Source organism: Pseudomonas sp. F2, assembly GCF_057174385.1.
The window spans coordinates 4,455,573-4,474,921 of the sequence record NZ_CM169904.1 but is presented as its reverse complement, the minus strand read 5'-3'; the positions used below and the strand labels follow the sequence as shown (position 1 = coordinate 4,474,921).

General features: G+C 61.9%; 16 protein-coding genes. 7 read left to right on the top strand and 9 right to left on the bottom strand.

Annotated features, from left to right (window positions below; genetic code table 11):
• Nucleotides 1-20: 20 nt before the first annotated feature.
• From AC193Q_RS20190 to AC193Q_RS20155, 8 genes are read right to left on the bottom strand one after another with little or no spacing between them, the layout of a single operon-like run.
• Nucleotides 21-1,151 carry a glycosyltransferase family 4 protein gene (locus tag AC193Q_RS20190; protein ID WP_121182869.1) on the bottom strand — a complete coding sequence of 377 codons (1,131 nt, stop codon included), beginning with the start codon at nt 1,149-1,151 and terminating at the stop codon, nt 21-23.
• Nucleotides 1,152-2,282, bottom strand: a complete 1,131-nt coding sequence (locus AC193Q_RS20185) for a glycosyltransferase family 4 protein (protein WP_121182867.1) — start codon at nt 2,280-2,282, stop codon at nt 1,152-1,154.
• On the bottom strand, nt 2,266-3,642 hold the full coding sequence (locus AC193Q_RS20180) for a glycosyltransferase family 4 protein (RefSeq protein ID WP_121182865.1): 1,377 nt from the start codon (nt 3,640-3,642) through the stop codon (nt 2,266-2,268). The genes AC193Q_RS20185 and AC193Q_RS20180 overlap by 17 nt, the downstream gene beginning before the upstream one ends.
• Nucleotides 3,639-4,904, bottom strand: a complete 1,266-nt coding sequence (locus AC193Q_RS20175; protein WP_121182863.1) for an ABC transporter ATP-binding protein — start codon at nt 4,902-4,904, stop codon at nt 3,639-3,641. The genes AC193Q_RS20180 and AC193Q_RS20175 overlap by 4 nt, the downstream gene beginning before the upstream one ends.
• Complete coding sequence (locus AC193Q_RS20170; protein WP_047297369.1) at nt 4,904-5,701, bottom strand: ABC transporter permease; 798 nt, start codon at nt 5,699-5,701, stop codon at nt 4,904-4,906. Before AC193Q_RS20170 ends, AC193Q_RS20175 begins: the two co-directional genes overlap by 1 nt.
• Complete coding sequence (locus AC193Q_RS20165) at nt 5,701-7,143, bottom strand: mannose-1-phosphate guanylyltransferase/mannose-6-phosphate isomerase (protein ID WP_047297368.1); 1,443 nt, start codon at nt 7,141-7,143, stop codon at nt 5,701-5,703. The genes AC193Q_RS20170 and AC193Q_RS20165 overlap by 1 nt, the downstream gene beginning before the upstream one ends.
• Nucleotides 7,144-7,146: 3 nt before the next feature.
• Complete coding sequence (gene gmd / locus AC193Q_RS20160; RefSeq protein WP_007960806.1) at nt 7,147-8,115, bottom strand: GDP-mannose 4,6-dehydratase; 969 nt, start codon at nt 8,113-8,115, stop codon at nt 7,147-7,149.
• Entirely contained in the window at nt 8,112-9,026 is a 915-nt protein-coding gene (locus AC193Q_RS20155) for a GDP-mannose 4,6-dehydratase (RefSeq protein ID WP_121182861.1), read from the bottom strand. Before AC193Q_RS20155 ends, gmd begins: the two co-directional genes overlap by 4 nt.
• Nucleotides 9,027-9,453: 427 nt before the next feature.
• Between AC193Q_RS20155 and AC193Q_RS20150 the strand changes: the two genes are divergently transcribed.
• From AC193Q_RS20150 to AC193Q_RS20120, 7 genes are read left to right on the top strand one after another with little or no spacing between them, the layout of a single operon-like run.
• A complete protein-coding gene (locus AC193Q_RS20150; RefSeq protein ID WP_121187682.1) occupies nt 9,454-11,061 on the top strand; it encodes a glycosyltransferase in 1,608 nt (535 codons plus the stop codon).
• Nucleotides 11,055-12,359: a glycosyltransferase gene (locus AC193Q_RS20145; protein WP_121182859.1), complete on the top strand. Its 1,305-nt coding sequence runs from the start codon at nt 11,055-11,057 to the stop codon at nt 12,357-12,359. Before AC193Q_RS20150 ends, AC193Q_RS20145 begins: the two co-directional genes overlap by 7 nt.
• Nucleotides 12,356-13,246, top strand: coding sequence for a class I SAM-dependent methyltransferase (locus AC193Q_RS20140; RefSeq protein WP_483878725.1), 891 nt, complete (start codon nt 12,356-12,358; stop codon nt 13,244-13,246). The genes AC193Q_RS20145 and AC193Q_RS20140 overlap by 4 nt, the downstream gene beginning before the upstream one ends.
• On the top strand, nt 13,243-14,397 hold the full coding sequence (locus tag AC193Q_RS20135; RefSeq protein WP_121182855.1) for an acyltransferase family protein: 1,155 nt from the start codon (nt 13,243-13,245) through the stop codon (nt 14,395-14,397). Before AC193Q_RS20140 ends, AC193Q_RS20135 begins: the two co-directional genes overlap by 4 nt.
• Nucleotides 14,391-15,218 (top strand): class I SAM-dependent methyltransferase, encoded by an 828-nt coding sequence (locus tag AC193Q_RS20130; protein ID WP_121182853.1) that lies wholly within the window; start codon nt 14,391-14,393, stop codon nt 15,216-15,218. Before AC193Q_RS20135 ends, AC193Q_RS20130 begins: the two co-directional genes overlap by 7 nt.
• Nucleotides 15,219-15,278: 60 nt before the next feature.
• On the top strand, nt 15,279-16,469 hold the full coding sequence (locus AC193Q_RS20125) for a DUF3142 domain-containing protein (RefSeq protein ID WP_121182851.1): 1,191 nt from the start codon (nt 15,279-15,281) through the stop codon (nt 16,467-16,469).
• Nucleotides 16,456-18,588 (top strand): hypothetical protein, encoded by a 2,133-nt coding sequence (locus AC193Q_RS20120; protein WP_483878724.1) that lies wholly within the window; start codon nt 16,456-16,458, stop codon nt 18,586-18,588. The genes AC193Q_RS20125 and AC193Q_RS20120 overlap by 14 nt, the downstream gene beginning before the upstream one ends.
• Here AC193Q_RS20120 and AC193Q_RS20115 read toward each other — a convergent pair.
• Nucleotides 18,585-19,214: a LysE family translocator gene (locus AC193Q_RS20115; protein WP_121182847.1), complete on the bottom strand. Its 630-nt coding sequence runs from the start codon at nt 19,212-19,214 to the stop codon at nt 18,585-18,587. The two genes, AC193Q_RS20120 and AC193Q_RS20115, sit on opposite strands and share 4 nt — an antisense overlap.
• Between the last annotated feature and the right edge of the window lie 135 nt (nt 19,215-19,349).

Sequence of the window (19,349 nt, the reverse complement as noted above, 5' to 3'; positions counted from 1 at the left end):
GATTGATGGGTTGTGGTGGATCAGGCGTAAGACAGGTCTTTCTCTTCGAGCAGCTCCTGATACAACGCGGTCCACTTGCGGCCCATCTCGTCGGCGGTGAACAACTGCCGGTACCGCGCCTCGGCCTTGATGCCCATGGCCGCCGCGCGTTCGGGGTTTTCCCAGAGGGTACGCATCGCCTCGCGAAACGCCTGTGGATGACTCGGTGGCACCACCAACCCGGTTTCGTTGTGTATATTGATGTAGCTGGTGCCGGTGCCGATCTCGCTGGAGATCATCGGCTTGCCGTACATCGCGCCTTCGAGCAGCGAAATGCCAAACGCTTCGGAGCGCAGGTGCGAGGGGAATACGATGGCGTAGCTCAGTTGCAGCAGGGCGACCTTGTCTTCATCGCCCAGGCGCCCGAGGAAGTGGATATTTCGCAGTCCCAGCGCGGCAGCCTGAGCATGCAGTTCCAGTTCCAGCGGCCCGGCACCGACGATGACCACTGGATAATCCACGTCCTTCAAGGCATCGAGCAGGATGTGCAGACCCTTGTAATAACGCATGACCCCGACGAACAGGAAAAACTTGTCCCCAAGCTGTTGGCGCCAGCGATTTATGCGTTCGCTGTCGGCCTGTGGATAACCCGCCTTGTTCAAACCGTATGGAATCACCCGGGTCTTGTCCTGGAATTGCTGCAACACGTCGCTGGTGTGCAGGTAGTTCGGCGAGGCCGCGACAATCCGGTCGGCGCTGGCCAGGAAGCGGTTCATCAGCGGGCGGTAGAGTTTGAGCAGATGTTTTTGGCGAATGATGTCGGAGTGATAGGTCACCACGCTCGGTTTGTTCAGGCCACTGGCAAAGTGCACCAGGTCCATGAAGGGCCAAGGAAAGTGGTAGTTGATCACATCGGCTTCGGCCGCCAGTTCGCGAAACTGTTTGAACACGCTCCAGGAAAACCCGGTGGAGGCGAACTGGATGTCGAGTCTGGCGCGATGCACTTCGTGTGAGCCGAGTTGCATCACGGGAGGGGTCGGGTCGGCGCTGAGGGTCAGCACCTGACCGTCGATGCCGTGATGCGCGCCGCTTTCGCAGAGCTGGAAGATCACTTGTTCGATGCCGCCGACCGAATCTGGCAGGTACGTCTTGAAGAAATGAAGAACTCGCATTCAGCCTCCCATGGCCTGGCGGTAGGCACCGGCGGTGGCCTGTGCGCAACGTTCCCAGGAAAATAGCCGCGTCCGGTGCAATCCGGCTTCTCGGCAGGCCTGCCAATGCGCTTGATCGTCGATCAGGCGGATCAGCGCATCACGCAAGCCCTGTGCATCATCAGCTTCAATGTAGTTGCCCGCCGCGCCGGCGACTTCCGGCATGGCTGAAGAACGGGTGAGAATCACCGGAGTGCCACTGGTCATGGCCTCAAGTACCGGCAGCCCGAAGCCCTCATACCGCGACGGAAACACCAGCGCCCGGGCGCCGGCCAGCAGTTGTGCGACCTGTTCATCCGGCAGATAGCCGAGCAGGCATACGTGACCCGACGCGAGGGCCCGGCGCAGCTCATCGCTGAACTGCGTCTGCTGCCAACCGGCCATACCGACGATCAGCAGGGGAAAACGCTGGCGCACGGCCTCCGGCAGCAGGGCATGGGCGCGCAATGCCAGGCTCAGATTCTTGCGCGGCTCCAGCGTGCCGACACACAGGAAATATTCGCGCGGGGCAACGGCATGTGCCTTGAGCACCGCTTCGAGGGCGTCGGGTTGCCGTGGGTGGAAGCGCTCGGCCACACCCAGTGGCGCCACCACGAAACGCTCGGCCGGCAGACCAAAAAAAGCCTGCGCCTCGTCGGCAATCGCCTGCGAGTCGGTGATGATCCGTTGCGCCTGTTGCACGCCCGCAGCGAGGCGCCGTTCGATTTCCTTGAGGCGCGCCAAGGGCTGGGTCTCAGGAAAGTGCAGATGGGTCAGGTCGTGCAGGGTGATCACGGTCGGGCCATCGAAGGCCAGCGGCCACAGGCTCGGCTCGTGATACAGGTCGATGCCTTGCGTGCGGCCCTGATCGAAACGTTTCTGTTCCAGCCAGCGCCGCGCCTGATAGGCCCCGGGGATCTGCCGCAGCAGTGGCGTCAGGCGCGAGTAGCCGGGCATGGCCGCTTCCGGCAGGACCGAGCTCCAGCCCCAGCCGTGGAACAACGCCACTTCGACATCGGTTGTGTCGCGCAAGGCGCGGACCAGTTCGGCGACGTAGTGGCCGATGCCAGTGCGTGGCGCCTGAAGAATCCGCGCGTTAAGAGCAATGCGCATGCTGGCCTTCGGATGCGGGCAGTGGATGGTTCAGGTTGCGCTCGATGCGCTGCACCAGTTGCGCGCTTGCTTCGCGCCAGCTCAGCCAACGCCATTGGTCGAGGCTCAGAGATGCCGGAAACTCACCCGAGCGTTCCATCCCGAGCACCAGGTCGGTAAGGCTCTGCGGGTTGTGCAGGTCGAAATACGCCATGTAATCGCCGCCGATTTCGCGGAACACCGGAATGTCGCTGGCCATCGCTGGCAAGCCGCGTTGCATGGCTTCCACCAGCGGCAGGCCGAACCCTTCGACATGCGACGGGAATACCAGCGCGGTGGCGTGGGAATAGGCGTGCTCAAGGCTTTTGTCCGAGAGCGAGTTGAACATGAACAGGCGACGGTTCAGTTGTGGGTGCTGGCGGATCCGCTCGATCAGGGCTTCGCACTTCCAGCCGATTTTCCCGGCGATGCACAAGCGCGCCGTGGAGCCAGCCGCCCAGGCACGTTCGAAGGCATCGAGCAGGTAGGCGTGGTTCTTGCGCGGCTCGATGGTGCTGACCATCAGGAACACCGGCTCCGGGGTATTGAACAGGCTCAGCAGGTTGCGATCGACCTCGGCTGCGGCGTCGGTCAGGTCCAGTTCGGAACCCAGGTGGAAGTAGTCGAACCAGCGCTGCTGGACCTGTTGCGTGCCGATCCGGCGCAACATCTCCTGGCGCACCTGATCACGAATGGTGGTCGAGATCGCGACATAGCCATCGGCCGTGCGTGCAATCCAGTCGAACCAGTCATTGAACACCTTGACCAGACCCGCGTCGCAAAACTGCGGATGGGTCAGCGGGATCAGGTCGTAGATCACCGAAACGATACCCACGCCATCGCGTTTGAGTTGTTCGGCCAAGGGGAAAAAGTTGGCGTGCCAGGAGGAATCGAGCAACACCAGTTGATCGCCGGCCCGATGTTGCAGCGGCACACAACGCTCGGGGATCGGTTTGCCCTTGAGCAGGCGCCCGAGTACGCGCATCGGCAGGCTGAAACAGGCAAACGCCGTGAGCCGGCAGAGCACGTACAGCACTCGCCGGGCGAAAAGCGACTGGCTGAAAGGCCGGCGTCGTTCCAGAGCGCGATGGCGCAACCAGAAGCTGTTGGCCCACTGTTCCAGCTTCACCCGCAGGCTGGTCAGATTGATTGTCGGGGTTTTGATCGGCGCCAGGCTTTTCACCTCGTACAGGGCACCGTCGAGCATCACCACCGGGATGCATTCGCGCTCGGCGTTGGCTTCTGGCAACTGTTGAATGACGTTGCGCACCACGCGTTGAATGCCCGAGTTGGCGGACGGGTGTTCGAAAACGTAGGTGCACTCCATCAACAGTCGTGTCATCGCGAGATCTCCCTGTCTACCTGCTGCGCCGGGTGTTCGCTGGAGCGGCTGATCTCGGTCCGGGCCTGCAGCCATGAGCAACCGACAAAGTCTTCCTGACGGTTGTTGATGACGTGGAAGACCAGACCGTAATCGCGCCATTCGAAATTGCGATCCAGATGCGAATCCAGACGCGACAGGCTCAGCGCCACCGAATAGCTGCCCTTGCCCAGGCGCATGTCGAAGGCGAAGCGGAACGTCACCTGCTCTCCGGCGCTCAGGTCGCTGATTGCCTGGTCCTGGCGATGGGTATTGATGCCGTAGATCGCCTGGCCGAGGCGATCCTTGATCAGAAAGCCCAACACCAGACGCTCGATGTCTTCGCGCACCTTGGTCTGCACTTCCAGCACCACTGGCTGGCCGACTTCCGCCACTTCCAAACTGCGCCCTTGAGCGTCGAGCAGGCGCACGCTGACGATTCCCGCTTCACCAGTCCCGGAAATGGTCTGCACCTGGCCGTTGGCGAGCATTTCCTGGCGCACGATCTGCCCTTCGCGCTGGGCGAGCATGGCGTTGTAGTAATCCATGACCTCTTCGGGTTTGCCGCGCATGGCCAGGCGACCGTTCTCCAGCAGGATCGCGGTGTCGCAGATCGACTGAATCGCCGAACGGTCGTGGGACACGATCAACAACGTGGTGCCAGCCTTGCGAAAGTTGCGGATGCGCTCGAAGCTTTTGTGCTGGAAGTAGGCATCGCCCACCGACAGCGCTTCATCGACGATCAGGATGTCCGGACGACGTGCGGTGGCAACGCTGAAAGCCAGGCGCATCTGCATGCCGCTGGAATACGTGCGCACCGGGTGATCGATGGCTTCGCCGATTTCGGCAAAGCTTTCGATCTGCGGCATCAAGGCTTCGATCTCTTCGACCTGCATGCCCAGCAACTGGCCGGCCATGAACGCGTTCTGACGCCCGGTGAAATCCGGGTGGAAACCCATGCCCAGTTCCAGCAGCGCGGCCACGCGACCTTGCAGTTGAATCTGCCCGCAGCTGGGTTGCGTGGTGCCGGTGATCATCTTCAGCAGCGTACTTTTGCCCGCGCCATTGACCCCGACGATGCCAACGGCTTCGCCGGGCTGAATCTCGAAATCGATGTCCTGCAGGATCCAGTGCAAGTGGTGCCGGGTGCCGGAAAACGGCACCAGCCACTCGAACAACCGGCTCCAGCGATTGGGGTATTGCTTGTAGGCCTTGCCCAGGCCGCTGACGCGTATATGTCCCATCAGAGTTCATCCACCATTTCGCCGACACGTTGCCGGAACAGGCGCAGCGCCATGGCGCAGAACAGCAGGCCGAGGATCAGCAACGGCAGCAGCGACGGCCAGTTCGGCCACTGGTTGTAGAGGAACAGGTTCTGGTAACTGGTCATCAGTGCCGTCATCGGGTTCAGGCTGATCAGGTGCTGGATGCCCGGCGGCAGGATCGACAGTGGATAAACGATGGGGGTCAGCCAGAACCAGAATTGCAGGCAGATGCCGAACATCTGTCCGACATCGCGGAAGAATACGTTGAGGATACCGAGGATCATCCCCAGCCCGGCGGCGAAGATCACCTGCACCAGCAACAGTGGAATCAGCGCCAGCAAAGCCATGCCGGGCAGGCGCCCGCTGATCAGCAGAAAACCGAAAAACAGCGCCAGGATAATCGCGAAGTTGATCCCGGCGTTGAGCAGCGCAATCACCGGCAGGCAGATCCGCGGGAAGCTGATTTTCTTCAGCAGGTTGGCGTTTTCCAGAAACATGCTCTGGCTGCGCGAGGTGATTTCCGCGAACAGTCCCCAGGTCAGCAGGCCGGCGCACAGGTACACACTGTAGGCCAGGCCGTCATCCACACCCGGCAGGCGCGCGCGCATGATCTGGGAAAAGATCACCGTGTACACGACGATCATCGACAACGGGTTGAGCACGGTCCACAGCGCGCCGAACAGCGAATTGCGATAACGCGCCTGAAACTCCCGCTTGACGCTGCCGAGGATGAAGCCGCGGTAGCTGCGCAGCGAGCGATACAGGGAAAGCAGCATCAAACCGTCCTGCCGTATTGGTCTTCGAAGCGCACGATATCGTCTTCACCCAGGTATTCGCCGCTTTGCACCTCGATGATCACCAGGTCGATCACGCCGGGGTTTTCCAGGCGATGGCGGTGCCCGGCGGCAATGAACGTCGATTCGTTCTTGGCCACCAGATGCGTACCGCTGCCGTTGTTGGTGACCTTGGCCATGCCTTCGACCACCACCCAGTGTTCGTTACGGTGATGGTGCATTTGCAACGACAGCTTGCCACCGGGCTTGACCACGATGCGCTTGATCTTGAAGCGCGGGCCTTCCTCGAGCACGGTATAGGTGCCCCACGGACGGCTGACCGTGCGATGCAAGCGGTAGGCTTCGTGGGACTTGTCCTTGAGCTGCTTGGCGACGCGCCGCACATCCTGGGCGCGATCGGCGTGGGCCACCAGCACGGCATCGGCGGTGTCGACGATGATCAGGTTATCCACACCCACGGCGGCCACCAGCCGGCCTTCGCTCTGCACGAAGTTGTTGTGACTGTCGATGAACACCGCTTCGCCGCTGGCGCGATTGTTGTCGGCATCGGCCGGCACCAGTGCTGCCACGGCGCCCCATGAACCGATGTCGCTCCAGTCGAAACCGGCGGGCACCACCACGACTTTTTCCGAGCGTTCCATCAACGCGTAATCGATGGAAATGTCGGTGATTTCAGCGAACAGCGCTGCTGACAGTTCCTGTTGCAGACAGCCGACGGTTTCCACCGGGGCGCTGGCCTCCATGCAGGCGCGGGTCTGCTCCAGCAACTCCGGTGCGTGCAATTGCAGCTCGTTGATCAGGGTCGCGGTGGTGAAGCAGAACATGCCCGAGTTCCACAGGAAGTTGCCGCTTTCCAAATAATGCGTGGCGGTTTGCAGGTCAGGCTTTTCCACGAAACGCTGCACTTTTGCCGCGCCTTTGGCATCCAGTGGCGCGCCGGTTTCGATGTAGCCGAAGCCGGTTTCCGGGGCGGTCGGCAGTACGCCGAAGGTCACCAGATAACCGTCCTTCGCCAGGTTGACCGCGTGTTCGACGGCGCTCTTGAGGGCTTGCTGATTAACGATCAAATGGTCGGCGGGCATCACCACCATGATCGCATCGTCACCGTGCAACGCTTGCAGTGACAAGGCCGCCGCAGCAATCGCCGGGGCGGTGTTGCGCCCGGTCGGCTCCAGCAGGAAGTGTCCGCGATGGCGCGATACGTGGGCGGCGCAATAGTGATCCTTGCTCTGGAAGTAGTATTCGCGGTTGGTCACCGTAACGATGTCGCCCCAGCCGTCCAGCAATGCGGCGGCACGCTGATAGGTCTTGCCCAGCAGCGACTGGCCGTCGGGCAGGGTCATGAACGGCTTGGGATGGCCCTCGCGGGACACCGGCCACAGACGAGTGCCGGCGCCGCCGGACAGAATCACGGGGATCAGCATGGCCTACTCCTTGGCGACGCGTTTCATGTCCGCATCCATCATCATGCGGATCAGAGTGTCGAGGTCGGTTTTCGGTTTCCAGCCCAGCACGCGCTGCGCCTTGGCCGGGTTGCCAAGCAGCACTTCGACTTCGGCGGGGCGGAAGAACGCCGGGTCGATCTTCACGTAATCGCGGTAGTTCAAACCGACGTGATCGAAAGCGATGCGGCACATCTCGCGCACGGTGGTGGTGACGCCGGTGGCGACCACAAAATCGTCAGGTTTGTCCTGCTGCAGCATCAGCCACATGGCTTCGACGTAGTCACCGGCAAAGCCCCAGTCGCGTTTGGCGTCGATGTTGCCCAAGGCCAGTTCCTGCTGCTTGCCCTGTTTGATCCGGGCAGCGGCGTCGGTGACCTTGCGCGTCACGAATTCGATGCCGCGCAGTGGCGATTCGTGGTTGAACAGGATGCCGCTGCTGGCGTGCAGGTCGAAACTTTCGCGGTAGTTGACGGTGATCCAGTGGCCGTAGAGCTTGGCGACACCATAGGGGCTGCGCGGGTAGAACGGCGTGTTCTCGTCCTGTTGCTCAGCCTGGATCAGACCGAACATTTCGCTGGTCGAGGCCTGATAGAAACGGGTGTGCGGGCTGAACTGGCGGATCGCCTCGAGCAGGTGGGTCACGCCCAGGCCATCGACGATGCCGGTGGTCACCGGTTGATTCCAGGACGCGGCGACGAAGCTTTGTGCGGCCAGGTTGTAGACCTCGTCCGGCGCCGACTTGATCACCGCGCGCTGCACCGAGCAGGCATCGGCCATGTCACCGTCCAGGTAGACGATGTCGCCTTCGACGCCCATCTCGCGCAGGCGCCAGCGTGAATCGCTGCTGCGCCGTGCGACCAGACCGTGAACCTTGTAGCCCTTGTCGAGCAGCAGTCTGGCCAGATAAGCGCCGTCCTGGCCGGTGATCCCTGTGATCAGTGCACTTTTCATTCTTGTCGTACTCGCTGCTCCCAGTCGGACAGGATCGCCCGCAAGGATTGTTGTGTTGTAATTTTCGGCGCCCATTCCGTGACTTGGGCAAGCCTTGCATGACTGCCGCAAACGCGACGCTGATCCGCGCGGCGCATGCGCGCCGGATCCTGGACCAGTTGCAGGTCGACCTCGGCAAGGTCGGCCATTTGCTCGATCAAACTGCGGATGCTTTGCTCGCGGCCCGAGCAAATGTTGTAGACCTGCCCCGGCGTACCCTTTTCCAGCAGAGCGAAATACGCCGAGATCACATCGCCGACATCGAGGAAATCGCGCGTGACGTCAATGTCGCCGACTTCCAGTTGCGCGGCTTGCAGGCCTTGTTTGATGCGGTTGATCTGGCGTGCAGCACTGGCGATGACAAAGTTGTCTTTCTGCCCGCTGCCGATGTGATTGAACGGCCGCGCCACCAGCACTGGCCAGCCTTCACTCAGGCCCCACTGCAGGCTGAGAAACTCTGCCGACAGTTTGCTCACCGCGTATGGATTGCGCGGGCAGGGCGGTTGCAGTTCGGTAATGGGCAGGGCGCTCTCGTCGACTTGTCCATAGACGTCGCCGGAACTGACATACAGGAACGTCCCGCGAAAACCGCGGGCCTTGAGGGCCTGCAACAGATTGAGGGTACCGAGCAGATTGATTTCGAGCGTTCGGCCCGGGTCACGGAAAGCTTCGGGAACGAAGGTCTGACCGGCCAGGTGAATCACCGCGTCGGGCAATTGTGGCCACAGATCGGTGAGGCTGGTCGCAGCCGTGAGATCGTAAGGCGCCCCCGCAGGCAGCAGTTCCCACGTCGAGCCAGGCTGTTCCAGATGCGACTGGAGATGTTGTCCCACGAACCCACTGAGGCCCGTGATGAACAGACGCTTTTTCAAACACTGACCCCTTGGTCTTTAACCTTCGCCACTTTCCCATAGGCTTTGGGGAAAAGTCTGTCAGGCCGGATGAGAAAGACCGGCAGGACAATCGGCAAAGTCGTTGTTGTAGTTATTTGTTACCAATCTGTGCCAAATGATCGGCAATTTCAACAGCGCAAACCGTGACCGGTCAGTTCTCGTCAGCGTAGCCCTATTTATTCTTGTCGGGCGGTTCCCGGATTCGCAAAGGATGTGTTTAGAATGGCCCTCGTCGCCATCTCCCCAGGTTCGCCGGGGTAATTGCGCAACAGGGTGAAACCAGCCACTAAAACAAGAACGAAGACGAGCTCAGGACGAAGGACGAGCAGCGGTGATCCCGACTCGATTCAGCGCCTGGTCGTCATAGCGTGAAACTGCCGGGATGGTGGTGTCACCGTGGGATGCCATGAATTTCATTCTTTACTCGGACGTCAATGACCGCTCCATCAGCCAGAGTCTGGGGCGTCCGGAATACAGCTATTACTTCGTGCTCAAGGCCTACCGTCCTGTGCTGGAAAGCCTTGGACAGGTGCACGTCGTGTCGTCGGCGGCCGAAGTCGACCCGTTGTATCGGCAGTTGCAACTGGCCGGTCAGGACTGCCTTTTTCTTTCGTTTGCGCCGCCGCATAAAACCCCGACCGACCTGCAATGCCCCGTGGTCTGCGTGATCGCGTGGGAGTACGACTCGATCCCGGATGACCCTCATGAAGATGCCCGGCATGACTGGAGCCAGATCCTGGCCCGCCACGGTCGGGCGATCACGTTGTCCAGTCACACGGCACAAGCCATTCGCCGGACCATGGGCGAAGATTTCCCGGTCCTGATATTGCCGACACCGTTGTGGGAAGGCTTTGCCGGGGTGCGCCAGCAGTACCCTGCTGCGCCGGTCAACCCAGGCACGGTGTTGCAGATCAAGGGCTGCATTATCGATAGCCGCACGCTCGGGTTGTCCGCCGATGGGCTGATCGCACCCGCTGTCGATGTACAGGAGCCGCAGCCCGCCGCGGTGGTTACGCCCGAAGCAGCGCCGTTACCGCCACTGACCTTGCGCCGACGTGCGTTCATCACCAAACACTACCTGCGCGAAAGTTATCGCGCCGCCGCGACCCCGACTGACCACGGGCCGCTGTTTTTGCTCAAGCACAATCTGTTGTTGTGGTATCGCGAAGCCGTTCGCGACTTGCTGCCGCTCGCCCTGCGCCGCCAGCTCTTCCGGTTACGTAGCCCGGCCCCCGAGCCGTTGCCGCCGGCCGTCATCGTCGAAACACCGCCGGTGGTCGAGCATCCGCAGGCCAGCCTGCCGGACATCAGTGCCACGGTACAGACCGAGGTCAGCGGTGTGGTCTATGTGAGCGTGTTCAACCCTGAAGACGGACGCAAGAACTGGCATCACCTGATCACGGCGTTCTGCTGGGCCATGCGCGATGTCGAAGATGCCACGCTGGTGCTGAAGATGACGCAGAACGATCTGGCGACTTACTACGTGCACCTGATTACCTTGTTGTCGCAGCTGTCGCCTTTCGCCTGCCGGGTGGTGGTCATGCACGGCTACCTGGAAGACCAAGAGTTCGCCAGGCTGTACGGTGCTGCCAGTTTCTACGTCAACGCGTCCCGCTGCGAAGGTTTGTGCCTGCCACTGATGGAATTCATGTCCTGCGCTCGTCCGGTGATCGCGCCGGACCACACGGCAATGCACGACTACATCGACGAGCGCGTCGGTTTCATCGTCAAGTCCGGCCGTGAGCCGACGATCTGGCCGGATGACGTGCGGATCCTCTACCGCACCCTGCGCCATCGTCCGGATTGGGGCTCGTTGAAAACCGCCTACGAAAACAGTTACGCCATGGCCAAAAACGATCCGGTGGCTTATCAGGCCATGGCCCTGGCGGCCAATGAGCGCATGCGCGAGTACTGCAGTTTTGCTCCGGTGCAGCAGCGTCTGGCGCAGTTTTTTCAACTGACGCCGAGTGCAAGCCCACAGCTGATCGCCGAGGCGGGGACTGCATCATGCTGATCATCATTCATTCGGAAACCAACAAGAGCAACATCCAGCAGAACCTCGGCCGGCCCGAGTACAGCTATTACTTCGTGCTCAAGGAATTCCGCCCGGTGCTGGAACGCCTTGGGCAAGTCATTGAAGTGAGCAACCCGGACGAACTGGTTGATCGCCTGTACTTCGATTGTCTGAGCCGTGGCGAAGCGTGCGTGTTCCTGTCGTTCTCGCCACCGCATCGCACACCGATTCATTACGCCTGCCCGACCATCCCGGTATTTGCCTGGGAATTCAGCACCATCCCCACCGAAAGCTGGCACGGCGAGCCACGTCACGACTGGCGCGTGGTGTTGAACGCCTGCGGCATGGCGATTACCCATTCGAGTTTCACGGTGAACGCAGTCTGCGACGTGATGGGCGCGGACTATCCGATCTGCGCGATACCCGCGCCAGTCTGGGACCGTTTTGCCGCACGCGGTGCGCAGTTGCGCAAGCAGCCTGTGGTCGAAGCGGTGCAGTTGAAGTTGCGTGGCCTGTTGCTCGACAGCCGCACGGTGGATCTGCGCGCGTACGGTCCGCCGGGGTTGCGCGAAGGCACGCCAATGTCGTTTGCCGGGCCACCGCAGGACTGCCAACTGCAACTGGACGGCGTGGTCTACACCTCGGTGTTCAACCCGTACGACGGGCGCAAGAACTGGCAGGACATGATCAGTGCCTTCTGCACCACGTTCCGTGACGTCGCCGATGCGACATTGGTGCTGAAGCTCACGCACCATGACATCGCCAATGCCCTGAATGACATGCTGCATCACCTGTACAAGAACCAGTCCTACCAGTGCCGGATCGTGCTGATCCACGGTTATCTGGCGGACGCCGACTACGAAGCGCTGGTGCAGGCCACCAGCTATGTGGTCAACAGCTCCTATGGCGAAGGGCAGTGCCTGCCGCTGATGGAGTTCATGTCCTGCGGCAAACCGGCGATCGCCCCGCTGAATACGGCGATGGCCGATTACGTCGACAGCGACAACGCGTTCATCGTTGATTCCACCGACGAGCTTACGGCTTGGCCTCACGACCCACGCGCGGCTTACCGTACCTTGCGCTACATGACCGATTGGGACTCGTTGTGCGCTGCGTACCGCGACAGTTATGAGGTGGCGAAAAACGACGTCGAACGCTATGCGCGAATGTCCGGGCATGCCGTTCACAACCTGCAGAAGTTCTGCAGTCAGGCGAGTGCAGAAGAACGCCTGCGGAGGTTTTTTGCGCAGCGTGCGCAGGCCCTCAAGCCGTTCCCCGTGGAAGCCTCGGGCGCATGATCCGGCGTCTGCTCGCACGCTTGCTCCCGGTTCCGTCGCCTGCTGCACCTGCACCTGCGCCAAGCGCGCAGGTCTCGCCACGGGATGTGGGGTTGCATGACGCGATTCTCGACGGCTGGTTTTTGCCGGGCAGCGGTGAGTTGCTCAAGGGCTTCGCGATCACGGCTGACGACACCTTGCTCGACGTCGGTTGCGGCGAGGGCGTGGCGACGCTGTTCGCTGTGCGGCAGGGCGCCTCGGTGATCTTCACCGACAGCGAACATGACAAGGTCCGCGATCTGGCCCGGCAGGTCGAGGTGCAGAGCAACCAACCGAGCCTGGGGCTGGTCAGCAACAGCCTGCCATTGCCGCTGGCCGCCGGATGTGCGAGCAAAGTGGTGTGCATGGAAGTGCTGGAGCACATCGATCAGCCGGAACCGTTCATGGCCGAACTGGTGCGCATGGGCCGCCCCGGTGCGCAGTATCTGCTGAGCGTGCCGGCGCCGGTGGGCGAGCACCTGCAACAAGGCATCGCCCCGGCCAGTTATTACCAGACGCCCAACCATGTGCAGATTTTCACCGAGCAGCGCTTTGCCGAACTGGTGGAGAACGCTGGGCTGGTGATCGAGCATCGGCAGGCCAGCGGCTTCTTCTGGGTGATGGGCATGATCTTCTTCTGGGCCAGCGAGCGCGCTGCCGGCCGGGACCTCGGTGGCGCGGTACGCGACCGGATTCAGGCGCCGTACCCGCCGTTGATGGAAAGTTGGGCACGGACCTGGCAAGACCTGCTGGCGCAGCCCGACGGTTTGGCAATCAAGCAGATGCTCGACCGCTTCATGCCCAAGAGCCAAGTGATCATCGCCCGCAAACCGCTGGCTGGCGAAACCTGCACCGCGGGCCAGCCATGAGCGCCAGGCGGATCATGGACATCGAGGTGCTGCGTGCCATCGCCGTGCTCGGCGTGCTGTTCCATCACTTGCAGGGCAGCCTGTTCACCGACACGGTGCCGCTGCTGGAAAACATTCACGCCTGGGCGCAACCGTGGTGGGGCGTTGATCTGTTTTTCGCGATCTCCGGCTTCGTCATCGCGCGCAGCCTGATCCCCGCGCTGCAAGGCTGCACGACGCGTCAGGAGTGCTGGCAGCAGACGCGCAATTTCTGGCTGCGCCGGGTGTTTCGCCTGTTGCCGTCGGCCTGGTTGTGGCTGGCGCTGATCTTGCTGGCGTGCGTGTTTCTCAACCGCTCCGGGGCCTTTGGCAGCTTGCACGCCAACTTGCAGGCGACGCTGGCGGGGGTGTTGCAGTACGCCAATTTCCGTTTTGCCGACAGCTTTTTTCATTACGAATACGGCAGCAGTTTTGTCTACTGGAGCCTGGCGCTGGAGGAGCAGTTCTACCTGCTGTTCCCGCTGCTGATTGTGCTGTGCCGCAAGCATCTGGTCTGGGCCTTGCTGGCGCTGGTGGCGGTGCAACTGTTCACCCTGCGCACACCGTTGCTGATGGTGGTGCGCACTGATGCCCTGGCGCTCGGCGTGCTGCTGGCGCTGTGGAGCGCGCAACCTTCCTGGCAGCGCTGGCAGCCGACGTTTCTGCGGCGGCCGTGGGCCGGGGTATCGGTGCTGATCGGCGTGGCACTGCTGATGAGTTTCATGGCCACCGACCGTTTCACCTTCGCGCCTTACCGCATCGGTTCGATTGCCATGCTCGGCGCGCTGCTGGTGTGGATTGCTTCTTACAACCGCGATTACCTGCTGCCAGCGGGCCATTTGCAGCGGCTGATGGCGTGGATCGGCAGTCGTTCCTACGGCATTTACCTGATTCATATCCCGGCCTATCTGCTGGTGCGGGAGCTGACTTTCCGTCTGCAGGCTGCCGGTTTGCCGAGCCCGGCCGGGCACCCGATGCTGACTGTGCTGATCGCCTTCGGCCTGATCGTGCTGCTCAGCGAGCTGAACTACCGCTTCATCGAAATGCCGATGCGCAATCGCGGTGCCGCCCTGGTGCGGCGCCTCGACACGTCCCGAACTGCCGTTTCAACCCCCGGAGCCACCTCATGCTGAGCCTATTGAAAAAACTCACGGCGGCGACGCCTGCACCGGCCCCCGCGCAACCCGTCGCCCCGGTGGCGGACAAGGTCGATCCGTACATGCTCGGCCTCTACGATGCCAAGCTCAGCGGCTGGTTCAACCAGGAGACCGGCGAGCTGTTCAAGGGCTTCCCGGTGACCGCCGATGACACCTTGCTCGATGTCGGCTGTGGTGACGGCGGCAACGTGCATTTTTGCGGCATGCGCGGGGCGAAGATCATCATCGCCGACATCGACGGCGCCAAGGTCGAGGCCACCCGCCAACGCCTGAGCGATACCCCGGCGCGCAGCGTCGAGTGCCATGTCACCGACTGTAATCCGTTGCCGATCGCCGACGGCACCGCTACCCGAGTGGTCTCCACCGAAGTCATCGAGCACGTCGACGACCCGACGCGGTTTCTCGCCGAGCTGGTGCGGGTCGGCCAGTCCGGTGCGCTGTACCTGCTGAGCGTGCCGCACCCAAGCTCGGAAGATTTGCAGAAGGACATTGCGGCGCCGGAGTATTTCCAGAAGCCCAACCACATTCGCATCATCAGTGAAGATCAGTTCAAGACGCTGGTCAGCGACGCCGGGCTGGAGATCATCAGCCACAGCCAGTACGGTTTTTACTGGTCGATGTGGATGCTGTTGTTCTGGGAAGCCAAGGTCGATTTCAGCAACCCTGATCACCCGTTGCTCGAGCATTGGGCCAACACCTGGCAAGCGGTGCTCGATTCCCCCCGTGGTGCGCAGATCAAGCAGGCGCTGGACGCGGTCGTGGCGAAGAGTCAGGTGATCATTGCCCGCAAGCCTTGAGTCGCTCCTCCAGGGATTTGTGTACCCTGCATTTTTGTATTGGCAGGGAATAAGCATTTCATGCGGTTCGGCTTTTCGATTTTGATCGCGGCAACGCTGCTGCTCGCTGCTTGCGAGCGGCAGGATGCCCCCGCCCTCGATCAACAACTTTATATCTGGCAACGTCAATGGACGCCGGCCCATGACGCCGCCCTGCGCGAAAGCCGCGAGAGCTTCTCGACATTGCGCGTGCTGGCCTTGCAGGCATTCCCCAATGACGGCTGGCATCGGGCGCAAATCGATGCGCCGTTGCTCAAGCGCGATGGCCGACCGCTGATTGCGGTGGTTCGTCTCGACGGTCAGCTCAAGGCGCTCGATCAGCGACAGGTGAACACACAGATCCTTCAGATGCTGGCTGACTGGCAAGCGCAGGGCCTGACGGTGAGCGGGGTCGAGATCGATCACGACGCCGGTAATGCGCGTCTGCCGGCGTATAGCGAATTTCTCGTGCGTCTGCGTGGTGCATTGCCGGCCAACTTGCCGCTGAGCATCACTGCGTTGCCGGCGTGGCTCGACAGTTCGCAACTGCCGGCACTGCTGGCGAGCGTCGACAGCAGTGTGCTGCAGGTGCACGCGGTCAGCGATCCGCGTCGTGGTCTGTTCGACCCCGAGCAGGCGCGGCGCTGGGCCAAGGCCTGGGGGCGGGTGAGCGACAAACCGTTTTATCTGGCGCTGCCGGCCTACGGCGTGGCGCTGCTGCCGGATGCCGATGGCGTTCCGGTGGTGGAAAGTGAAGTGCCACTCGAGCGCGGCGGCCAGCGGCGCGAATTGCTCGCCGATCCTCAACAATTGAGCCGGCTGGCTAGTGACATGCGCGAGGATCGCCCGGAACATCTGGCCGGGTTGATCTGGTTTCGTCTGCCGCTACCCAATGATCGCCGCGCCTGGAGTCTCAGTACGCTGCGCGCTGTGGCCCTTGGCGATACGTTGAGCAGCCGGCTCGGTCTGACGTTCAGCGACCACGATGGTTTGCAGGACATCGCCCTGCGCAATGTCGGTAATCTCGACAGTGCCTGGCCCACGCGTATCACCGTCAAGGCCAGCGCTTGCGAGGGCGCCGATGCGCTCGCCGGTTACGCGTTGCAACAAAGCGCGGATCTGCTTACCTTCACCCGCCTGCGCGACGGTCGTCTGCCGGCGGGTGGACAACGCGCCATCGGTTGGGCGCGCTGTGCATTTATTGATCAAGGAGGTTCGCATGTTGACCCGTAACTGGCCCCGCCATCTGCTCTGCCTGAGCCTCAGCCTGCCGCTGGGTTCGGCGCTGGCCTGCGGCCCGGACTTTCCGATGCGCCTGCTCGACAATCGTGGGCAAAGCCTGGCCGAGCTGCCGGAGGGCAACTTCAACTTCGAGATCAGCCGCCTCGGCAAAACCATTGCCGGACTGAAGAGCGTTACCGCCGCGACGCACAATCCCGATGACATGTACGGCGACGAGAACGAACCTGCGGCGCTTCGCGAAAAAGCCGAACAGGTGGGTCTGAGCGCCGAGCAACAAGCACTGGTCAAGCAACTGCGCGGCCTGACCGATGCGCGTCAGGTCGAGGCGCAGGGCGCCAGCCTGCCGGCGGAAATCCGCTTGTACGTGGCCGGCGCGGTGGCGTTTGCCACTGGCGATCATTCGCTGGCGATCGAATACTTCAACAAAGTGCTGGCGCTGCCGGCCGATCAGCGTCCGCTGCGCAGCACTTGGGCGGCGTACTCCCTGGGCCGCGCCTGGTTTGCCATGAGTGCCGAGGCGGGCGATGTCATCGAAGTGCTGGAGGACGCACGCGCAGCCTTCCGTCAGGCACGACAATTGAGCATCGATGGCTTCAGCGATCCTCTGGAACTCGGTGTCGCCAGTCTCGGTGAGGAGGCGCGAGTGCTGCGCAACGCCGGTGACTGGAACGGCGCCATCGAATTGTACGAAGCGCAGAACCTGCACGGCTCGGCCGTGGGTTATACCTCGCTGAAACAACTGATGAATGAGCTGGCCGAACTGCCCGAGCCGCAACTGGCCAAGTTGCTGGAGCGCAAGGCTGTGCAGCAATTGGTTACCGCCTCGTTGATCAGCCGGATGGGCTGGTCGTTCGACGAACAACCGCCGAACGAGAAGAAGCTGATCAAGCTGTTGCAGAACAGCACCCGTGGCAGCCTGGAAAACGCCGATCGACTGGCGGCCATGAACTATCAACAAGGTGATTACGCCAGCGCCAAAGCCTTCCTTGAAAACGCCGGTGACGGCGGCTTGGCGTGGTGGTTGCGGGCCAAGCTGGCGGTGCGTGACGGTGATAAAAATGCCGCGGCTGCCGCCTATGCCAAAGCTGCGCAGGCTTTCCCGCAGAGCGAGGATTGGGGCTACCGGCGCACCCCGGACTGGGACTTCGAAACCGTCCAGCCGAAATGCCGGGTCGAGGGTGAGAGCGCGATTCTGGCGCTGCAACGTGGCGAATACCTGCAAGCGTTCGTGCAGTTGTATCGCAGCAACAGCATCTACTGGTTCGACGCGGCAACGGTGGCCGAGCGCGTGCTGACGGTCGATGAGCTCAAGCGCTATGTCGATGACAACGTACCGGCGCCGCCGGCATTGACCCAACAGCAGCGCGACAACTACGTGCCGCTGCCGGTCGCCGCCAGCCTGCGCAATCTGCTGGGACGGCGCTTGCTGCGAGAAGGGCATTACGAGGAAGCGGTCGGCTATTTCGACAATCCGGATCTGCAGCACAAGGCCCGGCTCTATGGCGAACAACGAATGAAGGCCGACGCTGCGTGGTGGCCGACCAAACGCGCCAGCGCCTTGTACAACGCGGCGTGGACCGCACGTGAATGGGGCATGGACATTCTCGGTTACGAGATGGCGCCGGATTACGCCACGTTCGGCGGCAGCTACAGTCTGGAAAACACCGAGCTGAAAGTCGGGCCGCTGGTGGCCGAGGCTGAAGTCCAGCGCCAGAAGGCCAGCCAGGCGCAACCGGACGAGCGTTATCACTACCGTTTTGTCGCCACCGCGCTGGCCAGCCGGGCTGCCGACAACTTGCCGCACACCAGTCAGGCGTTTGCTGCGGTGTTGTGCAATGCCGCCGGTTTCAACAGCAGCCTTGAAGAACAGAGCGCGTTGTATCGACGCTACGTCAACGAAGGCCCGTACGTGCCTTGGGCGGTGGACTTCGGCAATCAGTGCCCGTACCCGGATTTCGAAAACGCCGACAAGCGTTACGTCACCCAGGTGACCGATGCCGTACGCAATACGTTGCGTCCGTACAAATGGCCGGTGGTCGGTGTCCTGGTGCTGTTCAGTGCGGGCGCCTTGGTGTTGCTCAGTCGTCGGCGCAAGGCGCGCAAGCCCTAAGCCTGCTGGATAAACGTCAGGCGCACGGCAAAGCCGATCAACAGGCTGCCGAACAGCCATTGCTGGACGCGTTGGGCAGTAGGACTGTGTTGCAGCCAACGACCCAGCGCGGCGCCGGTCAGGGCATAGGCACTGTCGAACAGCAGCCCGACGCCCACCAGCAGAACACCCAGGGTGGCAAACTGGGTCAGCACAGCTGCGCCGTCATTGACGATGAATTGCGGCAACAGCACTGAGCAGAACAGCAACGCCTTGGGATTGAGCAGATTGGTCAGCAGGCCACGGCGAATCGCCTCGCGCCATTGCCCTTGGGTGTGTGTCACGGCAGGCGTGTTCAGGTTCGGCAGCAAGCTGCTGCGCAGGCATTGAATGCCGATCCACAGCAGGTACGCCGCCCCAGCCAGGCGCACCAGATCAAACGTCCACGGCGCTGCCTTGAACAGCGCCGCCAGACCCAATGCCGCCAATGCCACGTGACAGCCCCGGGCGATCGCCAGGCCAACGGCGGTTGCCAGCGCCGCACCGCGACCCTGGCGGGCACCGGTTTGCAGCAACAGGATCATGTCCGGCCCCGGCAACAGGAAGACCACCGCCAATGCCAGAAAAAACAGCCAGATACTTGTCATGTCGCAGCCCTTTCGTTGTCGATTCGGTGAGCAAAGTTTAGGGCGCAAGGGCGGGGCAGGTGCTTGCGAAGTCAGCTTCAAAAAGCCACAGGATTGGCATAACCTGCTTTCTTTTTGCCCCTTGACCAGCAGGAT